This is a genomic window from Bartonella sp. SD1336NMGDW (assembly GCF_042193565.1).
Taxonomy (GTDB): Bacteria; Pseudomonadota; Alphaproteobacteria; order Rhizobiales; family Rhizobiaceae; genus Bartonella; species Bartonella grahamii.
The window spans coordinates 25150-48718 of the sequence record NZ_JBHILW010000004.1; the positions used below are offsets into that span (position 1 = coordinate 25150).

19 protein-coding genes and 1 pseudogene are annotated in these 23569 nt (G+C 40.0%); 17 read left to right on the top strand and 3 right to left on the bottom strand.

What is annotated here, in order from left to right; genetic code table 11:
• Position 1 precedes the first annotated feature (1 nt).
• From ACFIKH_RS03590 to ACFIKH_RS03640, 11 genes and pseudogenes are all read left to right on the top strand, one after another.
• On the top strand, positions 2–505 hold the full coding sequence (locus ACFIKH_RS03590) for a hypothetical protein (RefSeq protein WP_375671027.1): 504 nt from the start codon (positions 2–4) through the stop codon (positions 503–505).
• Positions 506–1829: 1324 nt separating this feature from the next.
• Positions 1830–1973 (top strand): annotated as a pseudogene (locus ACFIKH_RS03595) (DUF2924 domain-containing protein); the annotation flags it as partial.
• Positions 1974–2991: 1018 nt separating this feature from the next.
• On the top strand, positions 2992–4929 hold the full coding sequence (locus tag ACFIKH_RS03600) for a site-specific DNA-methyltransferase (protein WP_375671029.1): 1938 nt from the start codon (positions 2992–2994) through the stop codon (positions 4927–4929).
• Between the two features lie 28 nt (positions 4930–4957).
• Positions 4958–8164: a DEAD/DEAH box helicase family protein gene (locus ACFIKH_RS03605; RefSeq protein ID WP_375653184.1), complete on the top strand. Its 3207-nt coding sequence runs from the start codon at positions 4958–4960 to the stop codon at positions 8162–8164.
• Positions 8165–8626: 462 nt separating this feature from the next.
• Positions 8627–9889 carry an MATE family efflux transporter gene (locus tag ACFIKH_RS03610; protein ID WP_375671031.1) on the top strand — a complete coding sequence of 421 codons (1263 nt, stop codon included), beginning with the start codon at positions 8627–8629 and terminating at the stop codon, positions 9887–9889.
• A 248-nt stretch (positions 9890–10137) separates the two neighbouring features.
• Positions 10138–10347 (top strand): hypothetical protein, encoded by a 210-nt coding sequence (locus tag ACFIKH_RS03615; protein WP_375653188.1) that lies wholly within the window; start codon positions 10138–10140, stop codon positions 10345–10347.
• 4 nt (positions 10348–10351) lie between these two features.
• The gene (locus ACFIKH_RS03620; protein WP_375653190.1) at positions 10352–10459 is read left to right on the top strand and encodes a hypothetical protein; all 108 of its coding nucleotides are present in this window, start codon (positions 10352–10354) and stop codon (positions 10457–10459) included.
• The gene (locus ACFIKH_RS03625) at positions 10429–10653 is read left to right on the top strand and encodes a hypothetical protein (protein WP_375653192.1); all 225 of its coding nucleotides are present in this window, start codon (positions 10429–10431) and stop codon (positions 10651–10653) included. Before ACFIKH_RS03620 ends, ACFIKH_RS03625 begins: the two co-directional genes overlap by 31 nt.
• Before the next feature lie 288 nt (positions 10654–10941).
• On the top strand, positions 10942–12192 hold the full coding sequence (locus tag ACFIKH_RS03630) for an MFS transporter (RefSeq protein WP_375653195.1): 1251 nt from the start codon (positions 10942–10944) through the stop codon (positions 12190–12192).
• 371 nt (positions 12193–12563) lie between these two features.
• A complete protein-coding gene (locus ACFIKH_RS03635; protein ID WP_375625967.1) occupies positions 12564–12710 on the top strand; it encodes a hypothetical protein in 147 nt (48 codons plus the stop codon).
• Positions 12711–12721: 11 nt separating this feature from the next.
• A complete protein-coding gene (locus tag ACFIKH_RS03640) occupies positions 12722–12925 on the top strand; it encodes a hypothetical protein (protein ID WP_375625170.1) in 204 nt (67 codons plus the stop codon).
• A gap of 46 nt (positions 12926–12971) precedes the next feature.
• Here the strand turns inward: ACFIKH_RS03640 and ACFIKH_RS03645 are convergent, their stop codons facing one another.
• From ACFIKH_RS03645 to ACFIKH_RS03655, 3 genes are all read right to left on the bottom strand, one after another.
• Positions 12972–13118 carry a hypothetical protein gene (locus ACFIKH_RS03645; RefSeq protein ID WP_375625169.1) on the bottom strand — a complete coding sequence of 49 codons (147 nt, stop codon included), beginning with the start codon at positions 13116–13118 and terminating at the stop codon, positions 12972–12974.
• A 783-nt stretch (positions 13119–13901) separates the two neighbouring features.
• A complete protein-coding gene (locus ACFIKH_RS03650; RefSeq protein ID WP_273787871.1) occupies positions 13902–15122 on the bottom strand; it encodes an MFS transporter in 1221 nt (406 codons plus the stop codon).
• Positions 15123–15132: 10 nt separating this feature from the next.
• The gene (locus tag ACFIKH_RS03655; protein ID WP_375625168.1) at positions 15133–16554 is read right to left on the bottom strand and encodes a coproporphyrinogen-III oxidase family protein; all 1422 of its coding nucleotides are present in this window, start codon (positions 16552–16554) and stop codon (positions 15133–15135) included.
• 339 nt (positions 16555–16893) lie between these two features.
• Here ACFIKH_RS03655 and ACFIKH_RS03660 point away from each other — a divergent pair, with 339 nt between their 5' ends.
• From ACFIKH_RS03660 to pgl, 6 genes are all read left to right on the top strand, one after another.
• Positions 16894–17625: a hypothetical protein gene (locus tag ACFIKH_RS03660; RefSeq protein WP_375625646.1), complete on the top strand. Its 732-nt coding sequence runs from the start codon at positions 16894–16896 to the stop codon at positions 17623–17625.
• A gap of 16 nt (positions 17626–17641) precedes the next feature.
• Positions 17642–17914, top strand: a complete 273-nt coding sequence (locus ACFIKH_RS03665) for a hypothetical protein (protein ID WP_375625166.1) — start codon at positions 17642–17644, stop codon at positions 17912–17914.
• Positions 17915–18473: 559 nt separating this feature from the next.
• Positions 18474–19901: a glutamine synthetase family protein gene (locus ACFIKH_RS03670; RefSeq protein ID WP_375625165.1), complete on the top strand. Its 1428-nt coding sequence runs from the start codon at positions 18474–18476 to the stop codon at positions 19899–19901.
• 11 nt (positions 19902–19912) lie between these two features.
• Positions 19913–21196, top strand: a complete 1284-nt coding sequence (locus ACFIKH_RS03675) for an NAD(P)/FAD-dependent oxidoreductase (RefSeq protein ID WP_375625193.1) — start codon at positions 19913–19915, stop codon at positions 21194–21196.
• A gap of 120 nt (positions 21197–21316) precedes the next feature.
• Entirely contained in the window at positions 21317–22789 is a 1473-nt protein-coding gene (gene zwf, locus ACFIKH_RS03680) for a glucose-6-phosphate dehydrogenase (protein ID WP_375671033.1), read from the top strand.
• 10 nt (positions 22790–22799) lie between these two features.
• Positions 22800–23552 (top strand): 6-phosphogluconolactonase, encoded by a 753-nt coding sequence (gene pgl / locus ACFIKH_RS03685; RefSeq protein WP_375625163.1) that lies wholly within the window; start codon positions 22800–22802, stop codon positions 23550–23552.
• The last annotated feature ends 17 nt before the right edge of the window (positions 23553–23569 follow it).

Consider the following 23569-nt stretch of genomic DNA (forward strand, 5'->3'; position numbering starts at 1 on the left):
TATGTCATTGTTTAACATTCTGACTGGAACCCCTTTATGGGCCTGGATTTTGCTTATTTTTCTCATTGCGAGGGGAATAATCGCATTGAAAGATAGGGAAACGAAGGTTTACCGCCTTTTTCTCTTGCCGTTAGTCTTTCTTTTTTTGGGCGCAAGCGATGTGATTAACCAGCTGGCGTTCCCGCGCTGGGGAGCAATCTCAATGTTGGCAGGGCTGATGATCGGCGTTGGCGTTGGCTGGTTGCTCTGGCGTGCCACTCCGCGTTTAAAAATCAAAGAGGGAACGGATTTAATTATTCGGCATGGTACGCCGTTGACGCTGATATTTATTCTTATCGCTTTTGTCATCAAATTCACATTGATTGTTTTTCTCAAGGTTGTACCTGATTTGAAATATGCATTTGATTTTAACCTTCTTTTTGGTCTTTTAAGTGGGTTCACTGATGGTGTGTTTTGGGGCGGCACATTAAATTTATATATAGCATTTCGAAAGAATCCAAATTAATCCCTATACCATTAGCTGTGGGTGCTTCCCATTAGAACTATCTCAATAGAAGCTTATTCCTAACAACAACGCTGCATACAAATGCAGCGTTGCCTCGTAGTTTCAGATTTTTTTATCCCAGCGCGTGAAGAGGTGAGGGAAGTGATATATCTGACTATGCCCCCTTGGGGGAAGAGCGAGCCTAAAGGTTTAGAATGCTATGAGTTTGAGCTAGCTGGACTTTGAGCAGATGGTTTATCGCTCATGGGAAATCATTTTGTTTTACGATTCAAAAAGAGGATAGTGATGGTCTCATTGGCGTAGGTGGGCAAGAAAACTGTTAGCTTGGCAATGCGTCAACAATTTGTAGAACTATGTTGTGGAACCCATATGCAAAGCGGTTGCTATGATGGCACGATGCTTTTATCAAGCATTATGATATGGTAGGAACTGGTGTTTAAGGGTGCAACTGCGGTCACTGTACGATCCAATAGCATTACGTCTGAGTATTTAGGAGCGGTAGACTCTGTACAGGCTATGCGTACAATATGTGAAGCACGCTTGCGGGAATCAGTGTGTCATTATTGTGTTGTGCACGCAACCCTCTAGCGAGTACTTCATTGGTAAGGCTGTTTTTTGAAGCTAGTTGTAATTATCTGTGTGTTTTTAAAGAGAACGTTAGCACCGATGTATCGCGTTCAGTACCATTTTCCTTTATAAAACTATTCTCATTTCTTTTGTTTCTTTAAGAAATCTGCACTTCTCAGCCTTTTTTGCATATGATCGATAACGTAGCTCAAGTTCCTTGAGACAGTGAATTTTTCTCTCTTTTTGCTAAAAATGCCCAAACCATCTTATTTAGTCGAGACTTAGTTTAAGAAGGGATCTTCTAAATTTATTATTTTTTTCAATAGGATATAAATTTCTCGTTTTGGGTGCGCGGTAGACTTATAGCAGTAACAAGCTTAGGCGTATAGTTAGCAGATACCGTCATTATTGAGGAGTTTATTTAAATTGTGTTTGATCGATTGAGGTATACAGAAAAACGTGATCAATAAGCTTAGGTTTATTGGTTCTAAGCGTGGAGGGGGGTGAGCTATCCAATGCAAAAGAATAAATTGTTTTTTTGCGCTGAGCGTTGGTTATTTTTCGACATAATTGCATTTTGGTCTAACTTTGTGAACACACACTATTTCTGACTAATCGAGGAAATAGAACATTCATGTGTTGAGAGGATTAGACAATGAGTTGTAAACAATTAGAGCAAGAAATAGCCACTGTAAAGTATACGTCAATGTAGGAGTCCAAAGCCTTATGACACACTTATTTCAGTGACGATTATTTAGGACAAACGCATCATGTGCTTGTGGTGCCAAAAGGCTATCAATATGAGGGAAAGATTTACAAAAGCTTGAAAGCTATTGCCAAGCATATTACCGACATCAATTGGAATGGCCATTTATTTTTTGTCCTTTTAAGGCGTGGATGAGAGGGTGACAGGGGACAAGAAAGGTGCTTAAACAAGCGATAAAACCAATACGCGGCGCTATATATAGACGTAAATTCACCGAAGAAGGCTTAGGAGTTTAACTCACTGGATGACAAAAAGAAGCAGGCGAAAGCTTTGTTAAAGCTTATTGTCATGAAGGTTGGCAATGAATACCAACGTTGTTGATAATGTAAAAATCATGCCGCAATATATTTAAGGAGTGAGTGCAAGAGATTAATACATTCCTATGGCAGATTGTAGAAGCATGGTTTGCGATCCTAATTATATGATTGGTAAGGCCAAATCATTCAGGGACAAAATGATAAGAGCTATATTTTATTATGAATCTGACGCACAGTATAAAACCTATAAAGGTAAAGCGTTTTATAGCATGGGGAAGATTTTCAACATGTTGTCGGACGTTTGAGGGTGTTTTTACCCTCCGTAAAAGGTATTTTAGCAAATCTTGCTTGCACGGACAAGGGAGAACTAGAAGTGGATGCCGACATAATCCCTTGAGAAATTGGTTTTTATTGCATCGAAATAAATGATGAAGAAATTTATGTTTTAGTTGACAGTGATAGTACTTGTATGTGCTTGACTAAGCCACATGTGACGCAATTTTAAAATTACCTATGGTGGCATGTCGTCAAATTGACGATACAGCTCTTCGATTTGTCAGAAATAGGACAAGGCTAAAAGATAGACATATTTTGGATGTGCTTGTGCCAATTGATAAGCTTACTGATAATGTTTGTAAGTGCCATAATAGCACACAAGAAAAAATATAAAATCGCCGCATGTGGTAATGCGAATTGATCTAGCTGACTTGCGTAAGTAAAAAGAAATAAAACAAGCACAAGAAACTTTAAAAAATAAAGAGAACAGCTTATACGACACTTTTCATGAAAGTAAATTTGCAGAGGATACAGAAATAAATAGGATAAAAGGAATTGCGACGTACAAAAGAAATATTCATAGACATATTTTATACTAAGCGTAACGGAGAAGCGCAAAGATGAGTATAATAGCAGGTGAAGATAAAATAGAGGGCATGAGTCAAAGTCCAGTTAATCCAGACATAGAAAAGTTAAAAGCAGCCTTTCCGCAATGTTTTGCTGAGGGAAAGCTCAATATAGATCAGCTTCTTAATCTATGCGGCGAATATATTGATAATGATTTTGAGAAGTTCAAATTTGAATGGAAGGGCAAAGGAGCAAGTTTAAAGCTTGCTCAAAAGCCTTCATTTGCGACATTGCGCCCGAAGCGCGAGGAGAGCGTAAACTTTGATAATACACATAATCTTTATATTAAGGGCGATAATCTTGAAGTGTTAAAACTTATCCAGCGGGCTTATTTTGGCCAAGTGAAGATGATCTATATAGACCCGCCCTATAATACGGGTAATGATTTTATCTATGGTGATGATTTTAAAGACCCGCTTGCGCGCTATAAAGAAGTGACGAGCCAAACGACAAAATCGAACCCTGAGACAATGGGGCGGTTTCACACGGCTTGGCTCAATATGATCTATCCGCGCTTGCGTTTGGCACAGACCTTATTGCGTGACGATGGGGTAATATTTATCTCAATAGATGATCACGAGGTGCATAATTTGCGCAAAGTGTGCGACGAGGTTTTTGGCGAAGAGAATTTTGTTGCTCAATTGGTGTGGAATTTGTCTAGCGGAACGCAAGCAGGGCATTTCACGCGGTCGCATGAATATATTCTTGTTTACGCAAGATATAAGACAGCCTTAAATTATTTTAAAGATTTAGACGGTGGAGTTATCAGTGATAGGGCAGTAAAAAAAATCTCGGCTGCAAATCCAGCGAGTGAAGTATTGTTTCCTAAAGGAAGCATTCAATTTGAAGGAACAGATGCAGAGTTTCCTGATGAGTTGGGGGGCTCAGAGAAGCAATATGTTGTTGCAGGTAAATTGCGCTTTGAGAATGGCTTATTAGCGGAAGATGTAACGATTAAAGCAGGGTGGGCTATGAAGAACCAGCTTATGTCATGGCTGGGCGGAAAAGAAACTTTTGATAGTAAGGGACAAAGAGTCACTCGATTTTATTTTAATGCGCAAGGTCGTGTTTGCTATGAAAAAGAAAGAGATACGGTTCATCCGAAAACAGTGCTGCCTCTGGAGATTGGGAGTACCAAAAAAGGCTCTTCGGAATTGATTCAATTGCTGGGTGCGAAATTATTGGAGTATCCAAAGCCTACTGCGCTGCTTGAGTATTTAATAAAGCACATTTGCACCAGTGACAACGACATCATTCTCGATTTTTTCGCTGGCTCTAGTACAACAGCGCATGCAGTGATGGCTTTGAATGCCGAAGATGGTGGTAATCGCAAATTCATCATGGTGCAATTGCCTGAATTATGTGATGAAAAGAGCGAAGCCTATAAAGCTGGTTATAAAACTATCTGCGATATAGGTAGCGAACGTATTCGCCGCGCTGGTACACAAATCAAGCAAAAGCATGAAGCAGAACTCACAAGCGAGCAGCCTCTAGACACCGGATTTCGCGTTCTAGAGCTCGATAGTTCCAACTTTTCCATATGGGACGATAGCCCGATTGATCCGAATGCACTTGATGTTAAAGAAAAATTGCAAATGCGCTTGGATCATATTTTGCAGGGGGTGAATCCCGAGCGCTCTCATCAAGATATTATCTTCGAAATCATACTTAAATATGGTTGGCCACTGGATTTAAAAATTTATCCTTTACCAATCAATGGCAAAAAATTCTATTATATAGGCGAGAGCGAAGGCGATGTCTTGGTAATTATAGCTATAGACCCGCCCTTTGAACCCGAAGATGCGGAAGAGATGATAAAGTATTTGCCCGTAAAAATCGTAGCGCTTGATGCGGCCTTTAAAAGTGATGAGGCGCTTATTAATTGCGATTTTATCTTTAAAGACAATGAAGTAAGTTTTGATAAAATTTAAACTATAGAGAGACGATTGGGGCGGCGATATGAAACTTAAATTTAAACAACAAGAATTTCAAAATGATGCGGTTAAAAGCGTCATTGATTTATTTAAAGGCCAACCACGACGGAATTCTTCTATTTTCTTGCATTTAGAACAAGGACAATTAGCGTTAAATGAATTTGGTTGTGGTAATCAATTATTAATTAGTGATGAAAGCATATTAGCAAATCTACAAGAGGTGCAACAGAACAATAAACTCTTGGCGAGTGAGACGCTAGAGCAAAAGCAGTTTTCTATTGAGATGGAAACGGGAACAGGCAAAACTTATGTTTATAGCAAGACGATTTTTGAGTTAAATCAACGCTATGGCTTTACCAAATTTATTATTGTCGTACCAAGTGTTGCTATTCGCGAAGGGGTATATAAATCACTTCAGGTAACAAGAGAGCATTTTCAAGCAGAGTTTGATAATCTGCCCTATCGTTATTTTATTTATAATTCAAAAGATCTTTCGCAAATTCGTCAATTTGCAAGCTCTACCAATATTGAAATTATGATTATCAATATTGATGCATTTAAAAAAGCAGAAAATATTATCAACCTTCCGCAAGATAGACTGAATGGCGAAAGTGCTATGCGTTATATCCAAGATACAAAACCGATTGTGATCATAGATGAACCGCAATCGGTGGATAATACAGCAAAAGCGAAGGAGGCTATTGCGAGCCTTAACCCGCTTTGTGTTTTCCGCTATAGTGCCACGCATAAAGATGAGATTAATCTTTTATATCGTTTAACACCTGTTGATGCTTATCAAAAAGGACTGGTAAAGCAAATTTGTGTTTCTTCTAATCAGATAGAGCAAGATTTTAACCGTCCCTATATTGCCTTGAAATCCGTATCACACAAACATGGCTTTAAGGCGCGCTTAGAGTTGGATATTGCGGGAAAGAATGGCACTGTGAGCCGCAAAACAGTTACAGTGAGACAAGGCGATGATCTGTATCGCGTTACGGGCGGGCGTGAGCTTTATAGGGGGTATATTGTTTCGGGTATCAATTGCATGGCGGGGGATGAAGCCGTTGAGTTTTCTGATACTGAAATTGTCAAGTTTGGCCACGCGCTTGGTGATGTGAATATAGTAGAGCTTAAACGCGCGCAAATTTATCGCACTATAGAAACACATTTAGATAAAGAATTGCGGCTTGCGCCTTTAGGTATTAAAGTTTTATCACTTTTTTTTATTGATGAGGTGGCTAAATATCGTAGCAATGATGAAGAGCCAGCACTTTATGAGCGTATGTTTGAAGAATGTTATGAAGAGCTGTGGGCGAAAAAGAAATATGCCTCCTTGCGAACTAAGTTTGCGCAAAATGTTCGAAACGTACACGGCGGTTATTTCTCGCAAGACAAGAAAGGCGTGTATAAGGATACAAAGGGCGACAGCCAAGCTGATGATGACACTTATAACACGATTATGCGCGATAAGGAGTGGTTATTATCTTTTGCATGCCCCTTGCGTTTTATCTTTTCGCATTCGGCATTAAGAGAAGGCTGGGATAATCCGAATGTGTTTCAAGTGTGTATGTTGATTGAGCAAAAATCGAATTTTACCGCGCGGCAAAAGATTGGTCGCGGTTTGCGTTTGTGTGTAAACCAACAAGGTGAGCGGGTGGAAGATAAAGATATAAATGTGCTGCATGTCATGGTGAATGAAAGCTTTGCTGAGTTTGTGAGTACATTGCAAAAAGAATTAGAGGCGGATATTGGTTATAAATTTGGTACATTGCAGATGGAGGAGTTGGTTGGCTGTGTTTATGAAGATGTAAAATATATAGCCGCTAAAGTGGAAGTGTCACAAGCACAAAAAATTATTAAAACGCTTGTTGCAAAAGATTTGATTGACGAGGCGGGTATGGTTAAAGCAAATCAAGATTTGGTAGCGAATGAATTTGAAGTTATAGGGGCGGAGGAAATGCCACGCGAATTGCGTCAAGAAATTGTGAAAAAAATTGATGCGGGCGCACTTATTAATGTTGAGACGCTGCAAGATCTGACGTATGTGACAGCTGTGACGGAAACAAAGTTTATGTCTTCGCAAGAGGCTGCTGATGTATTGGCTGAGTTGCGTGAAAAAGCCTTGCTTACATCAGAAGGAAAAATTACAGATACATTAAAAGCGCAATGGGCAGCGGGGACATTGGATTTAAGTGAACGTTTTAGTAAAGGGCAAAAGCGGGCTGTGATGCAGGCGCTAGAGGCGATCCAAGCCATGCCGATTATTCGTAATGCTACGCGCGAGGTGCGGGTTAAGCTTAAAAAGCAAACAGTGGCTTCGCCCGAGTTTTTGTCCTTGTGGGAGAAGATCAATAAAAAGACCACTTATCGTGCAAAGCTTGATCGCACAGAGTTTATTGCCAAAGCAGTGGATGCAGTGGAAAAAATGGCGCCAGTTGCGCCCGCGCATTTGGTTTATCAGACAGCAGAAATAGAACTGGATAGTGCTGGTGTGACCTATGAAGAGAAGTTATTAAAGCAGAGTGCGCTTAATTATATCTCGTGTGCACTGCCGGATATTGTACATTATTTGACCTTAAAGCTGAAATTAACCGCAAAGACAATTATTGGTATTTTGACAAAGAGTGGGCGTGAGCATGAGTTTGTGAAAAATCCACAAGCTTTTTTAGAGCGCATAGAAGAGATACTCAATAAAACCCATGTTAATCTTACAATTGATGGCATTAAATATTTAAAGTTGGTAGGGCAAGAATATAGTGTGCAAGAGCTTTTTACCAGTGAAGAACTTGTGGCAAATTTAGAGCGTACAGCTGTTGTGAGTGAGAAGAGTGTGTATGATCATGTGGTTTATGAAAGCAGTGTGGAGAAAGAGTTTGCACAAAGTCTTGAAAATGATCCTGAAGTCAGGTTGTTTTTTAAATTGCCAAGAAGTTTTAAAATAGCCACACCCATTGGTTCTTATACACCTGATTGGGCGGTCTTTTTAGAGCGTGATGGCGAACAAAAGCTTTACTTTGTGCTGGAAACAAAAGGGGCAAACAGCGAGTTTGATTTGCGTCTTAAAGAAATGCTGAAAATTAAATGCGGCAAAGCGCATTTTGCTGCACTGCAAACGAGCGTTGCATTTAATGACCAGCCGGTGACAAATTGGCGTGAATATAAGCGTGGGGTGTCGGCGACGGACGGGGGTGGCAGGGGCGCCAAAAGTACTGAACTCGTTGCCGCGGAATGAAGTGGGGAGAATAAGTGGCCTGTGGCTAATGCGTTATATTTTTTTGAAATAAATTTTACGAATTTAAAAGTGTGAAGGTCTTGATAGGATCTATTTTTAAAGCAACAATAAGATAGATTAATATTCGTGGAGAGTGTTTATGGAAGTTGCAATTACCTAAGCTTTGTTGTTTGACGCGTCGGAAATCAGCCCTCTTCTGGTTGAGACTTGGCATGATATTTATGATGCTGTGCTTGGGGGCATAATGTTGTACAAAACATGCATGGCATGAAGTCCAAAAAACGAACAAAGGTGCATTGGCTTCTCCTTTAAGAACTGGGCATCTCCTCTTAGCTTAATGAGTTCTCATTATGCATCCTTTACACAAGATTTGCGGTGGAAAGACTTGACGGAAAAAATCAATCAGTTTTGTTTAAAAGATCTAGGCTTAATACCCCCTTCAATATGGAAGGGTATTTCACAATGTTTGTTGTGATGAAGCAATTGCTCTCTCTTGGCATGCCACTGGCTGTTGGGTTTATCTCTCAAATGATGATTTCCTTCACAGATGCAGCGCTTGTAGCACATTTAGGCGTTCAAGCCTTGAGTGGTACAATGTTGGCTCTGAGTATGTTTAGTTTTGTTATGTTGTTGGGACTAGGGATTATTACTGCGGTTACACCAAAACTTGCGGAAAGCTTTCGCAAACAAGATAAATATGCATTGAAGGCATGGTTTGATCAAGGAATATGGCTTTCCCTTTTGATTGGAATGGTGAGTGCTATTATTTTACTCAATACGAGGAATATTTTGTGTCTTCTTGGTCAAGATGAGGCAATTGCTCATATAGCGCAGGAATATAACAGGGGCGCTGCGATAGGAGTGGTGTTTTTTTATCTTTATGTGAATAGCCGCGGATTACTGTCCGCAATTGGTAATCCCAAGCCCTTAACTTGGATTATGCTTACCGCTATCCTCGTGAATTTTCTTATCTCTTGGCTGCTTATTTTTGGTATAGGTCCTGCAAGCGGCTTCGGTGTCTTTGGTGCTGGAATTGCGAGTAGTTTGATCCGTATTTTGATTGTTATTGCAGTGGCAATAATTCTATCTCGCAATTCTACTTTTCATTCCTTCCACTTTAATTATTTGAGACCAAAGTTAGAGATTTCACGAATAATACAATTGCTGCGCGTAGGGCTCCCCATTGGTGTACGTATTTTTATTGCGGAAGGCTTTCCTTCGGTCATTGCCTTCATGATTACGGCTTATGGGGTTCAAGCTTTGGCTGCTCATACGATAGGAATGCGTCTCGATATGCTTATTTCTGTGGTAGCTTTGGGAATTTCCAGCGCAGCCGCAACAATAGCAGCGTGGTATAGAGCAGATGGGAATCATATGGCTCTAAAACAGTTGCGTATGAGTGTTACAGTTTTTGCTGTCGCTTATGTTTTGTTTTTATCAGGGGTTGTTTATTTCTCTTATGAATTTATTCTTACAACCATCTTTGATATTTCTTCAGTCCGCGTTATTGTTTTTTCTTGGGAGTTGCTTCCGTTTGTTTTATTGTCTTTTGCTTTTGGCACTTTAGGAGCTATGCTCAATGGCATACTTGTGGGCTTGCTTGATACGTTTTGGTCAACCATTGTTGTAACAATAAGTTATTGGGGGATAGGCTTATTTGGGGGCGCGCTCATGGCACATTTTTTTAAAATATGGCTTTATTGGCTATTGGTTTGGCATGATTAGTGCCAGCTTAATTGTTTCTATCTTTAATTATATGCGTGTGGGTTATTTAATAAAACGCAACCCTATGTTTGAGGCGGAGTGAGTGTTATAAAAGCACCGCAATGTCAAGTTGCTTCGGCTAAAGATGATTTTGAGGATGAAGTCCATACATGGAGACTTAACAGCAAAGATGTACAGGCTCGTTGTTAATGTCTTGCTGATGGAATGTATAGATTTTTAAATAATAAGGGTGTAGAATATGATCAAAGATGATAGGAAATACCGTTTCGTGTAGGTTGAGTGAGCGGCTGGATTTATTACCGAAACTGCCGCGTATTGTTCGTGTTTTTGACTCTAATGCAGAGGATAAAATAATCGCTGAATGTGCGCATCGTAATAAGATTGATCCCACATCTGTAAAATTAGATCGTAAAAGGCAATCAATGGCTGGCGGTGGTCAACGAGAAAAGTGTTTATGATCATGTGATTTGTGAGAGCCGTATTGAGAAAGAGTTTGCGCAAAATCTCGATAATGATCCTGATGTAAGATTATTTTTTAATTGCCAAGGAGTTTTAAAATTGCAACGCTAATTGGCTCCTATACACCAGATTGGTCGGTATTAGAGCATGAGGGCGCACAAAAGCTTTATTTTGCGCATTTTGCAGCGCTTGAGATGGGTTTCAAGTGTGGTGCACAGCCGGTGACAAATTGGCGTGAATATAAGCGTACTTTGCCCGAAGCGGCGCATGAGTTTCCAAGTGCTGCGGTGGTTGTTGCAGAATGATTGGTGAATGAAATACTTAAACCTTGGCGCGGGGAGTACAGCAAAACTTTTGATATCAAAATAATAAATTGACAAAAGGTAGCTATAATCCACACTTCTAATACAGGAGGTAAAGTTATGAAAACTAAAAATATGTATAAACCACTGAAAAAAATCAAATTAAGCGGGGTGATGTTACTGCGCTCAAAGCCCGAGCAAATGAGCAGAAAATAGCTGCTCGAAGCTCCCTTCTGAATTGAGGTTTTAAAATATATAAAGCTGCCAGCTTTAGAGCTTTTGGATATATTAATGACAATAGATTATGAAGTTAAAAAATTGCTCTATGGCTGTGCGGCAATGAGCGGGGTTCGGCTGATTACAGGTTCCTTCCATGCTTTTTTTTTCTTGTCTATGGGCGTTAGTATAACACAGTTAGCTTTATTGCAAATTGTATTTAGCGTCGCTATTTGTATTTTTGAAGTGCCTTGTGGGATTTTAGGAGATAAAATCGGCGTTAAACAAAATGTTATCCTATCATGTTTCTTTTTTTCGCTCTTCTTCTTTTTATGTATCTACGCGCCTAATCTTTCTGTCTTAATTCCGGCAGAAATTATTTATGCTTTAGGCTTTGCTTTATGTTCTGGCGCTGATAGCACATGGATTAAAGGCTTAATCGACGGCGGTGGTTACAAGGGTAGTTTGATCTACCACCAAGTAAATGCCTATAAGCGGGAACTAACGGCATTCATGAATACGGTTGCTGGTGCGCTAGGTGTTCTTATTGTTTTGTGTATGGATAATTATCAGTCAGCATATTATTTTTGTTCTTTCGGGTTTCTCGTACTTGTATTCTTGTTTAGTCGGGTGACGGGGATAGCTATTGCATCCGTTTCGAGTAGTCAGTCAATAGACTCAGGTTCTTTGTTGCATGCAACAGAAGCTTTTGCTTATTTAGTTACCTCAAAAATCGGGTTATATTATATATTGATATGTGGTTTTATTGTTGCTGCATTGCAGCCAATATTTCATTTTTGGCAACCTTTTATTTTGGGACAAACAGGAGTATTAGACAATGCAACAGGAAAGACTAAAATTCTTATTCTTGGCCTGTGCTTTGTGTCTTATACTCTCGTAAAATACTTATTTAATCGCTTTGTAATTAAATATCTTATGCAAAAATATGCTCCTATGGCGATAACTTTGTGCTCACTCGTCCTGAGTGCTGTTGTGATGCTTGCTCTGCTTCTCATTGCAAACAGCTGGGCCCCCATTATTTTATTCACCATATTTCACAGTTTTTTTTCTGTCCCCGTAACGCAGTTTGAAGCAGAATTTTTTAAACATATTCAACAAAAGAATGCAAATACGGTTTTATCCATTGTTAGTTTTCTTGCACGTATTTTTGGTATTTTAGCGCTTGTGCTGATTGGTTGGTTGGCAAACAATGTTTGTATAGAAGCAGCTTTTTGTTTCACCTTGCTTTGTATATGTTTAATTATTCCGCTTAATTTGGCCTGGCTTTATACTGATAAAAAGTTAATAAAAGACGAGGAGGTTTGAAAGTGAAAATACAGTTGAATAGGGACTTGCCTATGACTTACATAAAGACACAAGAAAAAATAGTGTGTGGGTCATCTTATATGGATTGAGTTGAAATTAATAGCTGTCCATCGTTTTTAGTAGAGATGCTTATGATATTGATGTTTTGCTAAATAGTAGGCGCGTATTAGATTTTGCAAAAAAAACGCAAGCTTTTTTAGAGTGCGCGGAGGAAATCCTCGATAAAGCGTATGTCAATCTTACTATTGCTGGTATTAAATATTTAAAACTAGCTGGCCAAGACTATAGTGTGCAAGAATGTTTTGCAAGTAGCTAAATTTCGGCGAATTTAGAGCGTACAGTTCTGGTGAGTGAGAAGAGTGTATATGATCATGTGGTTTATAAGAGTAATATTGAGAAAGAATTTGCGCAAAATTAATGATAATGCCTCCGAAATAAAATTATTTTTTAAATTGCCAAGGAGCTTTAAAATCGTGGTGCTCATAGGCTCTTACACGCCGGATTTTTGGGTGTTTTAGAGTGAGATGGCGTGCAAAAGCTTTATTTTGTACTGGAATCAAAAGGAACGAATAGCGAGTTTGATTTGCGCCTTAAAGAAATGCTGAAGATTAAATGCGGCAAGGCGCATTTTACCGCCCTTGAGACTGGTGTGGTGTTTAACGAGGCACCGGTGATGAGTTGGCGCGATTCTAAGCGGGGGATGGTGGTAGAGAGAGTGGGGGGGCTGTGGTAGGAATGGGCGGCACGAATGACGCTGTCTTTAGTTGCGTACCGCCAAGCTAATTTTGTGCTTTGCGAAATTCACCAAGGCTTTTGGACGTACCGCGTTTACCGCGTAATAAAATCTTATGAATATCATGCAGAAGGCACGCAGAAATGGGTGATTGCGTGTCTAGCTTCCCAATGCCGTAATTAAGTACAGCCACATAATGAGATAGCTCTTCAATATCATCAGTCGCACTGATACTTTTTCTTTATTTTCAAACAATAATAGGCCAGATGGTAACGGTTATGTCCTTTCTATTTGAGAAAAGAGTAGCACCGCTTGCGTATATGCACGAGTAAAAGTCAATCAACATTGGTCTGAGGGAAAAACCGCCAATTATTTCTAATACACCTAAGGATTTCATAGCTTGCTCTAACGGTTTATATAAAGTCGCCCTTTTAAAAGGTGGATTGGGTGGAAAATTTATTGGGATATAGGCTTTATGAATCTCTCGAACTAAGCTTTCTACTATGCAGATCCTAAGGCGTGATTGCATATATGGTCGCATCTGTTGCTGCGTTGTGTAGGCAGAGATTCTAAATTAGGAAAAGAGGGCTGCTCTTTTAATTCCAAAGGAAGAATACGGCGCGTAAGTGCAGCAAAATGTATTTTGAGGAGCAGTAAAGGGGTGAGGCATTTGATATTCAGCGGGTGACGGATTAACTGGAGTATAAGTGGGCATTGCTAGGGCGGAGTTTTTAGTTAAGAATTGCGCTCCGTACGCTATAAGCTCTCTACATCCTTCATATAGGCGTTGAGATCATCGCCCAATGCAACGTAAAGGGGCTATTTTGCCTTTAACGCTTGTTTGGCTGCTTCCATTAGTGTCGCTGGCTCTATCAGCCATTACGGTTATAATTTCCTCGTCCAAAGAACAGGTCAATCGATTGCGTAATAGGGTATGTGTGCCTTTTTTGACCGTGTCTTTTTTAAAAGGCAGCTGTTACCTCGTGGCAGGGTTGGGTGTGTCTATATGATCAGCCTGCCAAAGAAATGGAAGCGTTATCGCGATAGCCACCAATAGTAGTCCAGCGATAAAGGCGGCAGCAAACTGCAATGATATAAAAGAACCAAGGACGCCGACCAAAAAGCTTCCGACCGGCATTCCAGCATAGCCGATCACCCGAAAAGCAGAATTAGCTCGCCCGAGAAGTTGCTTTGGTGTGAGGCGCTGCCTGAAGGCGGTAACACCAATAAACCATAAGCTTGCTCCAACGCCAGCGATAAAGGTGACGCCCCATACGACGACAGCACTTTTTGAAAAGGCTGGAACCAGCAGCAAGATAACCGTTCCTAACCCGTCAGTGAGAACAGCTAGGCGCACCGGTGCATAGCGTATATGTGGTGCAAATAGGGCACCTGCCATTGTACCAAGCGCGTAGGCTGCAAACATCACGCCATATTGGCTGCTATGTAGACCCAGATACCGACCGTCGGTAACGAAGAAGATGAACGAGGTTAGGAATGCTCCAAATACCACCGATAGAAAGAATGTGAGTAATGTAAGGGAGGTAAGATGCCGATTTGAAAAAATGAAACGAAAGCCGGCAATGATATAACGAAAAGTGATGTTTTCTTTATCAGGTGTTGGCGATGTCGGAACAGCACGGCGAGCGGTAAAAATCAATGTGATAAAAAGCACGATTAACAGGCCAAGAAATAGCAGTGTGCTATGCGCTAAAATGCTGCTTGTTATGACAGGGGCAAGAAAATAGGAGACCCCGAAATCTAAAAACAAGACAATTGAGTAGAAGGTCATCAATCGCTCTCCCTCCATGATAAGTGGTGGAATCGTCATTATATAAGCTTCGGCAGAAACGACGATGAATCCAGCAATGGTTGCATAGAAGAAAATTTGTTCGGCTGGAGCAATCTGTATCATGAGCAGTACGAACAGTACAATATGCAGTAGCATGAAGATGAGGAGAGCCGAGGTGGCAAGTTTTATTTTGTCGCAGCGATCAAGTAAAGCGCCTGCAAGGATGCCGAAAATTGGCCACGCTAATGAGAAGAGACCTTGCGCCCAACTTACTCCGACTACGCCATATCCAGATTGTCTTGCTAATAGCGGGATGGCAGTGCGCAAAGCACCGCTGAGTAAGGCGAGCAGACTAACGGTTAGGCAAAAATAGCGTATGTTCTTATTGGCAAAAAGCGTGAACATTCTTTTCTCCTTAAGATGCCACACAGGTTTCCGCTGGTCCATCAAGTACGGCGGTTGTATTAAGCATGTTTGCGACATAGCCGTCCAAGATATTCCTATTTTCCTGAGGTAGAAGAAAATATATAAGGTTGGAATACCATTGCCAACCACGCTGAGTCAGCTGGAGATCGTTATCACTTTCTGCGACGAGACCTGCGCCTATAAGCTGTTGTAGGTTATTGTATACAAAAGAGGGAAGTGCGGTCCAGTCAATTCTTTCTTTTTTGGCATAGCCGTTATAAGGTAGCCGCATACACAAAGCCTTGGAGGCTTGTTGCTCCGCTGATACCCAATTGTAGTATACTTTGGATTTGCCTTTAAGTTGTATGTCGGTAATGTATCCGCTTCGACTGGGATTGGCTCGTGTGACGAGTGAGCCGAGAATCGACATTGCTGACGCCCCGAAGCCAACCACATAATCGTCATGATAACCATGCAAATATTTGTGATAGCGGAAATAATTAGCTGAACTCGTTTTAGCGAGCGTTAGAGGAGTGTTATTGGCAATTTTGATATAGGAATGCCCATTACACGGCGCATAGCCGCAGCTGCGCATAACGATGTCGCTAAATAAGCGAAGCATCTGTCGATGCTGTAGGCTGGATGGCTTTAGCCCTTTTTGTGCGTAAGACTTATGCAGTTGCGACGTGATAGCCAGATTGTTGATTGCATAGAGGTTGATGGTTTCAGGATGAAGCTCGCTGGCTTGCTTCAAATCGTATAATAGTTCTTCAGTTTGCTGGCTGTGCATGCCATATAGTAGGTCGAAACCGACATGTCCAATGATCTCTTGTGACCAAGCCACGGTATTGTTGATTTGTTCACGTGTTGAGGTGAGGTTAAACAATGATCGGAAACGCTCAATGAAACTCTGTATACCGAAGCTGATCCGGTTAACGCCGATCTCACGGGCAGCATAAAGTTTATCACGTGTGACGCTCTTCGGTTCGCTTTCCAGTGTAAACTCGGTTAAGGAAGAGAGCTCAAATTCGGCATGCAATACTTTTCCGATGTGTCGGATATTATCTGTGGACAAAAGCGACGGTGTGCCGCCCCCTATATAGATGCTGCGGATGGTCCCTCTAAGCGAGCGAATGAAATTTCCTTTGGTTCTGTTCTCTGTGGTAAGCGCTGACATATAAGATTCGATTTGCTTAACGTGCTTGTAGGCCCCTTTCTGAAAGGGACAGAAGGAACAGATGGTTTCGCAAAAGGGAATATGCAAATAAAGAGAAATGGTACGCGCTTGTGGAATCTGCTTACTTTGCGCTAGTTTATTAAAGTCTAGGTAATCGTAAAATTCATTTGAAATAGTGCGAAATAACGGATATGTGAAGTTGTAAATCGGCTTGAGTTGATCGAATTTTACAAAAGGATGATCCACGAGTTGCACAGATTACCTCCCCCAATTTCTTAACTTGCACTGTACTATTGACGGGCGACTGGTGACCCAATCACCCGAGTGTATTACCAAAGATTTTCACGGAACATAATGAATCCTCCTTTTTTAATAAGTTATATGTATTATACATATAACTTATTATATGAACAGGCGAGCTTGTTTAAGAGGCAATATAAAGATAAAAATATAAAAGAACTTTCTCTTGCAGCCTTATGGTCTGATATTGTAATTGGTATCCTGTTTTACGTGGTCGGGCTATGAATGCCTAGAGCGAGAAAAAGCAAGGTGTTTTAATGGACGTGCGGGGCATCATTGTTATGTTGCTGGGACTTGGAATTTGCGTCTGGTTATGAAATATCATTAGCGCAAAAAGATGGTTTTAAAGGTAGAGATATATTTTTTAATATCCCTGTAAAACTTCGAGAAGAGATAGAATTATCTATTAGAAAACATATAAATGTCCAGTGTGATAATATTATCGAATTACATGACATCATCGCTCTTGCCCGCCATTTTGACATATTGCCTAAAATCTCATTGAGATTGTGCCATGTACTGGCAAACGGGGATAGATCGCGTTTTGATATGACTGCGGCGGAGTTACGTGCCGCATTATCTTTGCTAGAATCCAATAGGATTAGGCTTAATGTGGTGCCTTTGCATATGGGCTCTAATTTGAATTCGACTGAGTTAATAGTATCCACCTTAACTAAGGTTGGAAAGGATATTTACGCATTGAAGGATCAAAAAAGTTTTATCAGTCTAGGCGGGGGATATCCGACTTCCACAGCGTTCTGCTATGCCGTGACGATCAATGACGAATACCCTCGTAAAATTTATGAGGCATTATCACAATTGGGTTATGATTTACATAAGCTTACGGTAATTATTGAATCTAGGCGTATTATATCTGAAGATTATGGTTATTTATTTTATAAAAGAGCAGAGTGGTACGAACTTAATTACAATCTAGGCTTTGGGGATGTGTACTCAATCTGCACAGTATCACTAGGTCATAAGTCAAAGTATGTGAAAGCAACTGATACAAAAAAGATTTTATGACGGTGGAAGATCGACGATGAAGGACGTTAGTTCAAAGGAAATTGATATTATTGTGTTCTCATATCCTGATTTTTGGGGCTTTTTAGATATAAATAACACATCTCCTAGTGGGCTGGAGACTATCAAATATTGGATCACGCATGGCGCAATTAGCAAAAAATCCTATCTATTGGATTTGGTATGCTCTACTGTATTTTCAGCTCTAAATATTGTGTGCGAAGTGCAATGTCAAGCGGTGGGAATTTATATAAGTGCAGAGTCTATAGGTATCCGCTCAGAACAAGGTTGATAGCTCTATTATGCAGGGGATGGTTAAGTTTCATGTCGGAAATGCTGAGCGTATGTCTTATCCTGAAAATACATTTACGCATATTACGGCGTGGTGAGTGTTTGTAAGCATTAGTTGTAAAGGCATAGCTACTCACTATCCTAGGCTGTTTTCTTCTATGTGAATAACAATAGAGTTACAAAACTTGCTTCATATTAAAAGAAAAGTTTCTTTTCTTTTAATTAAGCATTGCTACGGCCAAAAGAAAATTAAATATCTCGCCTTTATTATTCTCGCCAATGTTTTCTTATATATGATTATTTGAATCGGAATTAGGTTACGTCCACCATGGTATTTCTCGCTGTTTTATATTAAGGAGAAGGTTCGCACCGATGTATCGCGTGCAATATCAACTTTTTCACTATGGTGATAGGATAGCTTGTTGAGCGTAAAGTTCTTTTACCTTGATAGATCTTATAGTATTCTTCAAAAATATCAGTTGATAATTTTTTTTCGTGTCGTTTATGCAGAGGCTGATACTATAAGAATAGAACTTGATTGTTTGTAAAGTTGGTATGTTATGGCTGTAAAAAATGGTAAACAAACGAAAAGTAAAAATTTTAAACCTGTCTCTCGTTTTCTCAAAAGTTTACGTGGTGTGCACAATTGGGAACAAGTTTCACAATGGCTTGCTTTCCGTAAGGTAGAGGATATTGAATGTATTACGCCTGATCAAGCAGGGGTACCACGGGGCAAGATGATGCTTTCTAAAAAATTTACATCGGAAACATCATTGGCATTGCCTTCAGCCGTTTTTATGGCAACAATTTCAGGGGATTATCCTGAAGATGGTCATGGTTTTGAATATCCTAAAGCAGATGGTGATTTACGCCTTGAACCTGATCTTTCTACGTTAAGCATTGTTCCATGGGAAGATGCTCCCACAGCACAGGTGATTTGTGATCTTGTGTATCAAAATGGTCAGATTGTGGATTACACACCACGCAATGTTTTACGAACGGTGGTTCATTTTTATACAAAAATGGGTTTAAGCCCTGTTGTTTCACCAGAAATTGAGTTTTATTTAGTACAGAAAAATCCCGATCCTGATTATCCGTTAGTTCCACCGGTTGGTCGTTCTGGGCGTTCAATTGGTGGTGGACAGGGGTATTCCATTGCTGGTGTTAATGAGTTTGATGATTTGATTGATGATATTTATCAATTTTCAGAGGCACAAGGATTGGAAATTGATACTCTCATTCATGAAGAAGGAGCAGGTCAGTTTGAAATTAACTTACGTCATGGTGATCCTATTGAATTAGCGGATCAAGTTTTTATGTTCAAACGAACAATTCGTGAAGCAGCTCTAAAACATAATATGTATGCAACTTTTATGGCAAAACCCATTCAAGGGCAGCCGAGTTCTGCTATGCATATTCACCAATCGGTTGTTGATAAGAAAACCGGTATGAATATTTTTACACAGGAAAATGGTGAAGAAAGTATCTGTTTTCGCCATTTTATTGGTGGATTGCAAAAACATATGCCAGGGGTACTTGTGATGCTTGCGCCTTATGTGAATTCTTATCGACGTCTTGTCCCTGATAATTCGGCTCCTGTTAATTTGCGATGGGGATATGATAATCGTACTACAGCTTTTCGAGTTCCCCGTTCTGCTCCTCAAGCGCGGCGTGTTGAGAATAGACTTCCTTCATCAGATGCGAATCCTTATTTAGCCCTTGCAGCTTCTTTAGCGTGTGGTCTTATTGGTTTGCAACAAAAAATTGAGCCGGATGAGCCAGCGACAAATAATGTAAACGCTGATAATATTGAGTTACCGCGTGGACTCATTGAGGCAGTCAATTTGTTTGAACAAGATACAGCAATACGTGCTATTTTAGGGGATGTGTTTGTCAGTACTTATGCTGCAATCAAACGACAAGAGTTTGAAACTTTTATGGAAGTAATTAGTCCGTGGGAGCGTGAATATCTTCTGCTGAATGTTTAAATTTTATGACGATGATTGATTATAATTCAATTTCTCCAGGAATTTCTTGGTATGAAGATACTTTAAAAGAACGTCCCTCTTATCCTTCTTTTTGTGAAAACAGACAGTGTGATGTGGTCATTATTGGAGGCGGATTTACGGGTCTGTCGGCTGCTTATCATTTAGTCAAGGCTGGAGTAGATGTTGTTTTATTTGAAGCATCACGTTTTGGTGATGGTGCTTCAGGGCGCAATGGTGGACAGCTGGGAACAGGGCAACGGCAATGGGTAGAAACATTAGAAAAAAAGTATGGTTTTGAGCGAAGTAAGGCTCTGTTTGATTTAGCAGAAGAAGCTAAAAGAGATATTTTATCTTTATGCGCGATGCCTAATTGTTCGTGTGATTTGATAGGAGGACAGCTTTCTGTGACACATAAAAGGCGTGAGCTTCTTTCTTATCAACGGCATATTGAGGTGATGCAGCGTTATGGCTATCATGCGCTTACTTTTATGGATAGGGCAGAAACATCTAGGCGACTTGGATCGTCTTTTTATTGTGGTGGTATTTATGATGCGGATACCGGCCATATAAATCCCTTAAAATTGATTGTTGGATTGGCAAAAAAAGCTAAAGATGCTGGTGCTAAGCTTTATGAGAAGTCACAAGTAACGACAGTAAAGCGCAAGGGAGCCCATTGGAAAGTGATAACAGAAAAAGGCAGTGTAACAGCAGAGCATGTTTTACTTGCAACAAATGGGTATAAACTTGGTCTGGAGCGTTTTATTGAAAAAAATATTGTTTCTATTCGTTCTTATATTGGAGCAACGGACCCATTACCAAAGCACAGTTCAATTCTCGCAGGCGGGGAATCGGTTGATGATTCCCGTTTTATGGTTCGCTATTTTCGCAAAAGCATTGATAATCGTCTCTTATTTGGTGGCGTAGAAAGTTATGATAATAAACATCCTTTGAATTTAGATGAACGTATAAAACGGCAAATTGCTGAAATTTATCCTCAATTACATTCTATCAATTTAAGCCATTGTTGGGGAGCAACGGTTGCCATCACAGTTGAGCGCATGCCCTATGTTCGACAACTTTTCTCAAGGATGACTTATTGTGGTGGTTATTCAGGGCATGGCGTTATGCTGGCTCCTTTCATAGGAAAATTATACGCAGAATGGTTGACTGGAAAATATGAACGTTTTTCCTATTTCCAAGACTTAAAGATTTCATCTTTTCCGGGGGGAGGAGTTTTGCGTTATCCACTTATATTTTTAGCAATGCGTTGGTTTTCTTTAATGGATCGCCTTTAATGGAAACATTGCTTGAAATGAAGAAAATTAATGGCTTATTTAGTATCTGTCTGCTTTAATAATGGAAGCTTTTATAAGTGATATGGGATTTCATAATCGAATAGAAAAATAAACAAGTTCATGGTGCGTAAAATTATTCCAGTTTCTTCCTTTGATTGTATTGTTTTTGGTGGCAATGGTGATTTGGCGTCGCGCAAGCTTTTGCCGGCCTTGTATCATTGTCAGTGTGTTGGTCAATTCAGTGAGCCAACACGTATTATTGGGGCTTCCCGCACTTCCTTAAGTCATGAAGAATATCAAAATTTTGTCCGCACTTCTTTAGAAAAACATATCCATCCAAAAGATCTCAATTCAACAGAACTCAATCGTTTTCTTGCACGTTTAACTTACGTTTCTGTTGATGTTTCCTCAAATCGAGGGTGGGAGGATTTAGCTCTCCTTCTGTCACAAGGTTCAGCGAATATTCGAGCTTTTTATTTGGCTGTTAGTTCGTCACTTTTTGCTGATATTGCGATGAAGTTGGGAAAAAATGATTTGGTGACACCACAAACACGGATTATCATTGAAAAACCAATTGGTCGCGATGTAAAAACAGCTGTTTCACTTAATGATGCATTTGCAAGCGCCTTTAATGAAGAGCAGATCTTTCGTATTGATCATTATCTTGGGAAGGAAACTGTTCAAAATTTAATGGCATTGCGGTTTGTTAATACACTTTATGAACCGCTATGGAACTCCAACTATATTGATCATGTTCAAATAACCGTTGCTGAATCTTTAGGGTTAGAGGGGCGTACAGAATATTATGAAAGCACTGGTGCTCTACGCGATATGGTGCAAAACCATATGCTACAATTACTTTGTTTAGTTGCTATGGAAATACCATTTACCAACAGTGCTAATGCTGTACGTGATGAAAAACTTAAAATTTTACATTCTTTAACACCGCTTGATGTACATAATGTAGGGCAGCATACTGTACGTGGGCAGTATCTTTCTGGTCTATCAAATGGTATATCTGCAGAGTCTTATTTCGATGATCTGGGAAGAGTGAGTAAGACTGAAACATTTGTAGCGCTTAAGGTTAAGATTGATAACTGGCGTTGGGCTAATACGCCTTTTTATTTACGAACAGGTAAGCGCATGTTCACGCGAATGTCTGAAGTTGTTGTGGTTTTTAAACCTATTCCTTATAATATTTTTAATGTGGATTTAGATGAAATTTTTTCTAATCGGCTTGTGATTCGTCTCCAACCTGATGAGGGTGTAAAACAATGGTTGATGATTAAGGATCCAAGTTACGGCGGTATGCGGTTTCGTCACATTCCATTAGATATGAGTTTTGCTTCCGCATTTTCTGAACGTAATCCTGATGCTTATGAACGTTTATTAATGGATGTTATTCGTGGAGATCAAACGCTGTTTATGCGCCGTGATGAAGTTGAGGCTGCTTGGCGTTGGATTGATCCAATCATTGAGGGGTGGGAAGAAATAAAACAGCCTTTTCACAGTTATAACGCTGGTTCGTGGGGGCCATCTGCTTCGGCGATTCTCATGGAACGTGATGGGCGTATATGGAACAATTTAGTTTAGAGCAATAAGTATGTATAGAATGAATATTGACCGTTTAGATTTTGAAACCCCTCAGACTTTAGCCTTGGCATTAGCAGATCGAGTAGCCGCAGAGCTTAGTGTATCTGTTCTTGAGCGTAAGAGAGCAGTTTTAGCGGTGTCTGGTGGTAAAACACCAGAATTGTTTTTTCATTATTTGTCAAAAGCGGATATTGATTGGAAAAATATCATTATTACTTTGGTCGATGAACGTTTCGTTCCTACACACGATGAACGTTCAAATGAGCATATGGTACGGTGTCATTTGTTACAAAATTTTGCCGAAAAAGCGCGTTTTGTAGGGCTTTATCATAAAGCGATTACTGCTGAACTTTCAGCTTTTTCAGCGGCGAGTCGTATTAATACTTTGCCTAAACCCTTTGATGTTGTTGTTTTAGGAATGGGGGGTGATGGACATACGGCTTCTTTTTTTCCTGATGCTGATCGTTTAAAGCAAGCGCTTGATCTGCGAACACAAGCACTTGTTTTGCCCCTTCATGCTAAGAGTGCTGTTGAGCCAAGACTCTCACTAACTTTGCCAGTTATTATGCAGTCTCGTTGTATTATTCTCCATATCGAAGGTTTTCAGAAACGCGATTGTTTTGAAAAAGCTTGTCAAGATGGATCTGAAATAGAAATGCCTGTTCGGGCAGTTTTGCGTAATTCCCCTCATCTTGTGCAGGTTTATTGGTCGCCTGCAGATAATGAAATAAGTGAATTAGAATATGAGAGACAAGGTGAATAAAAACGTACTCTCTCTCA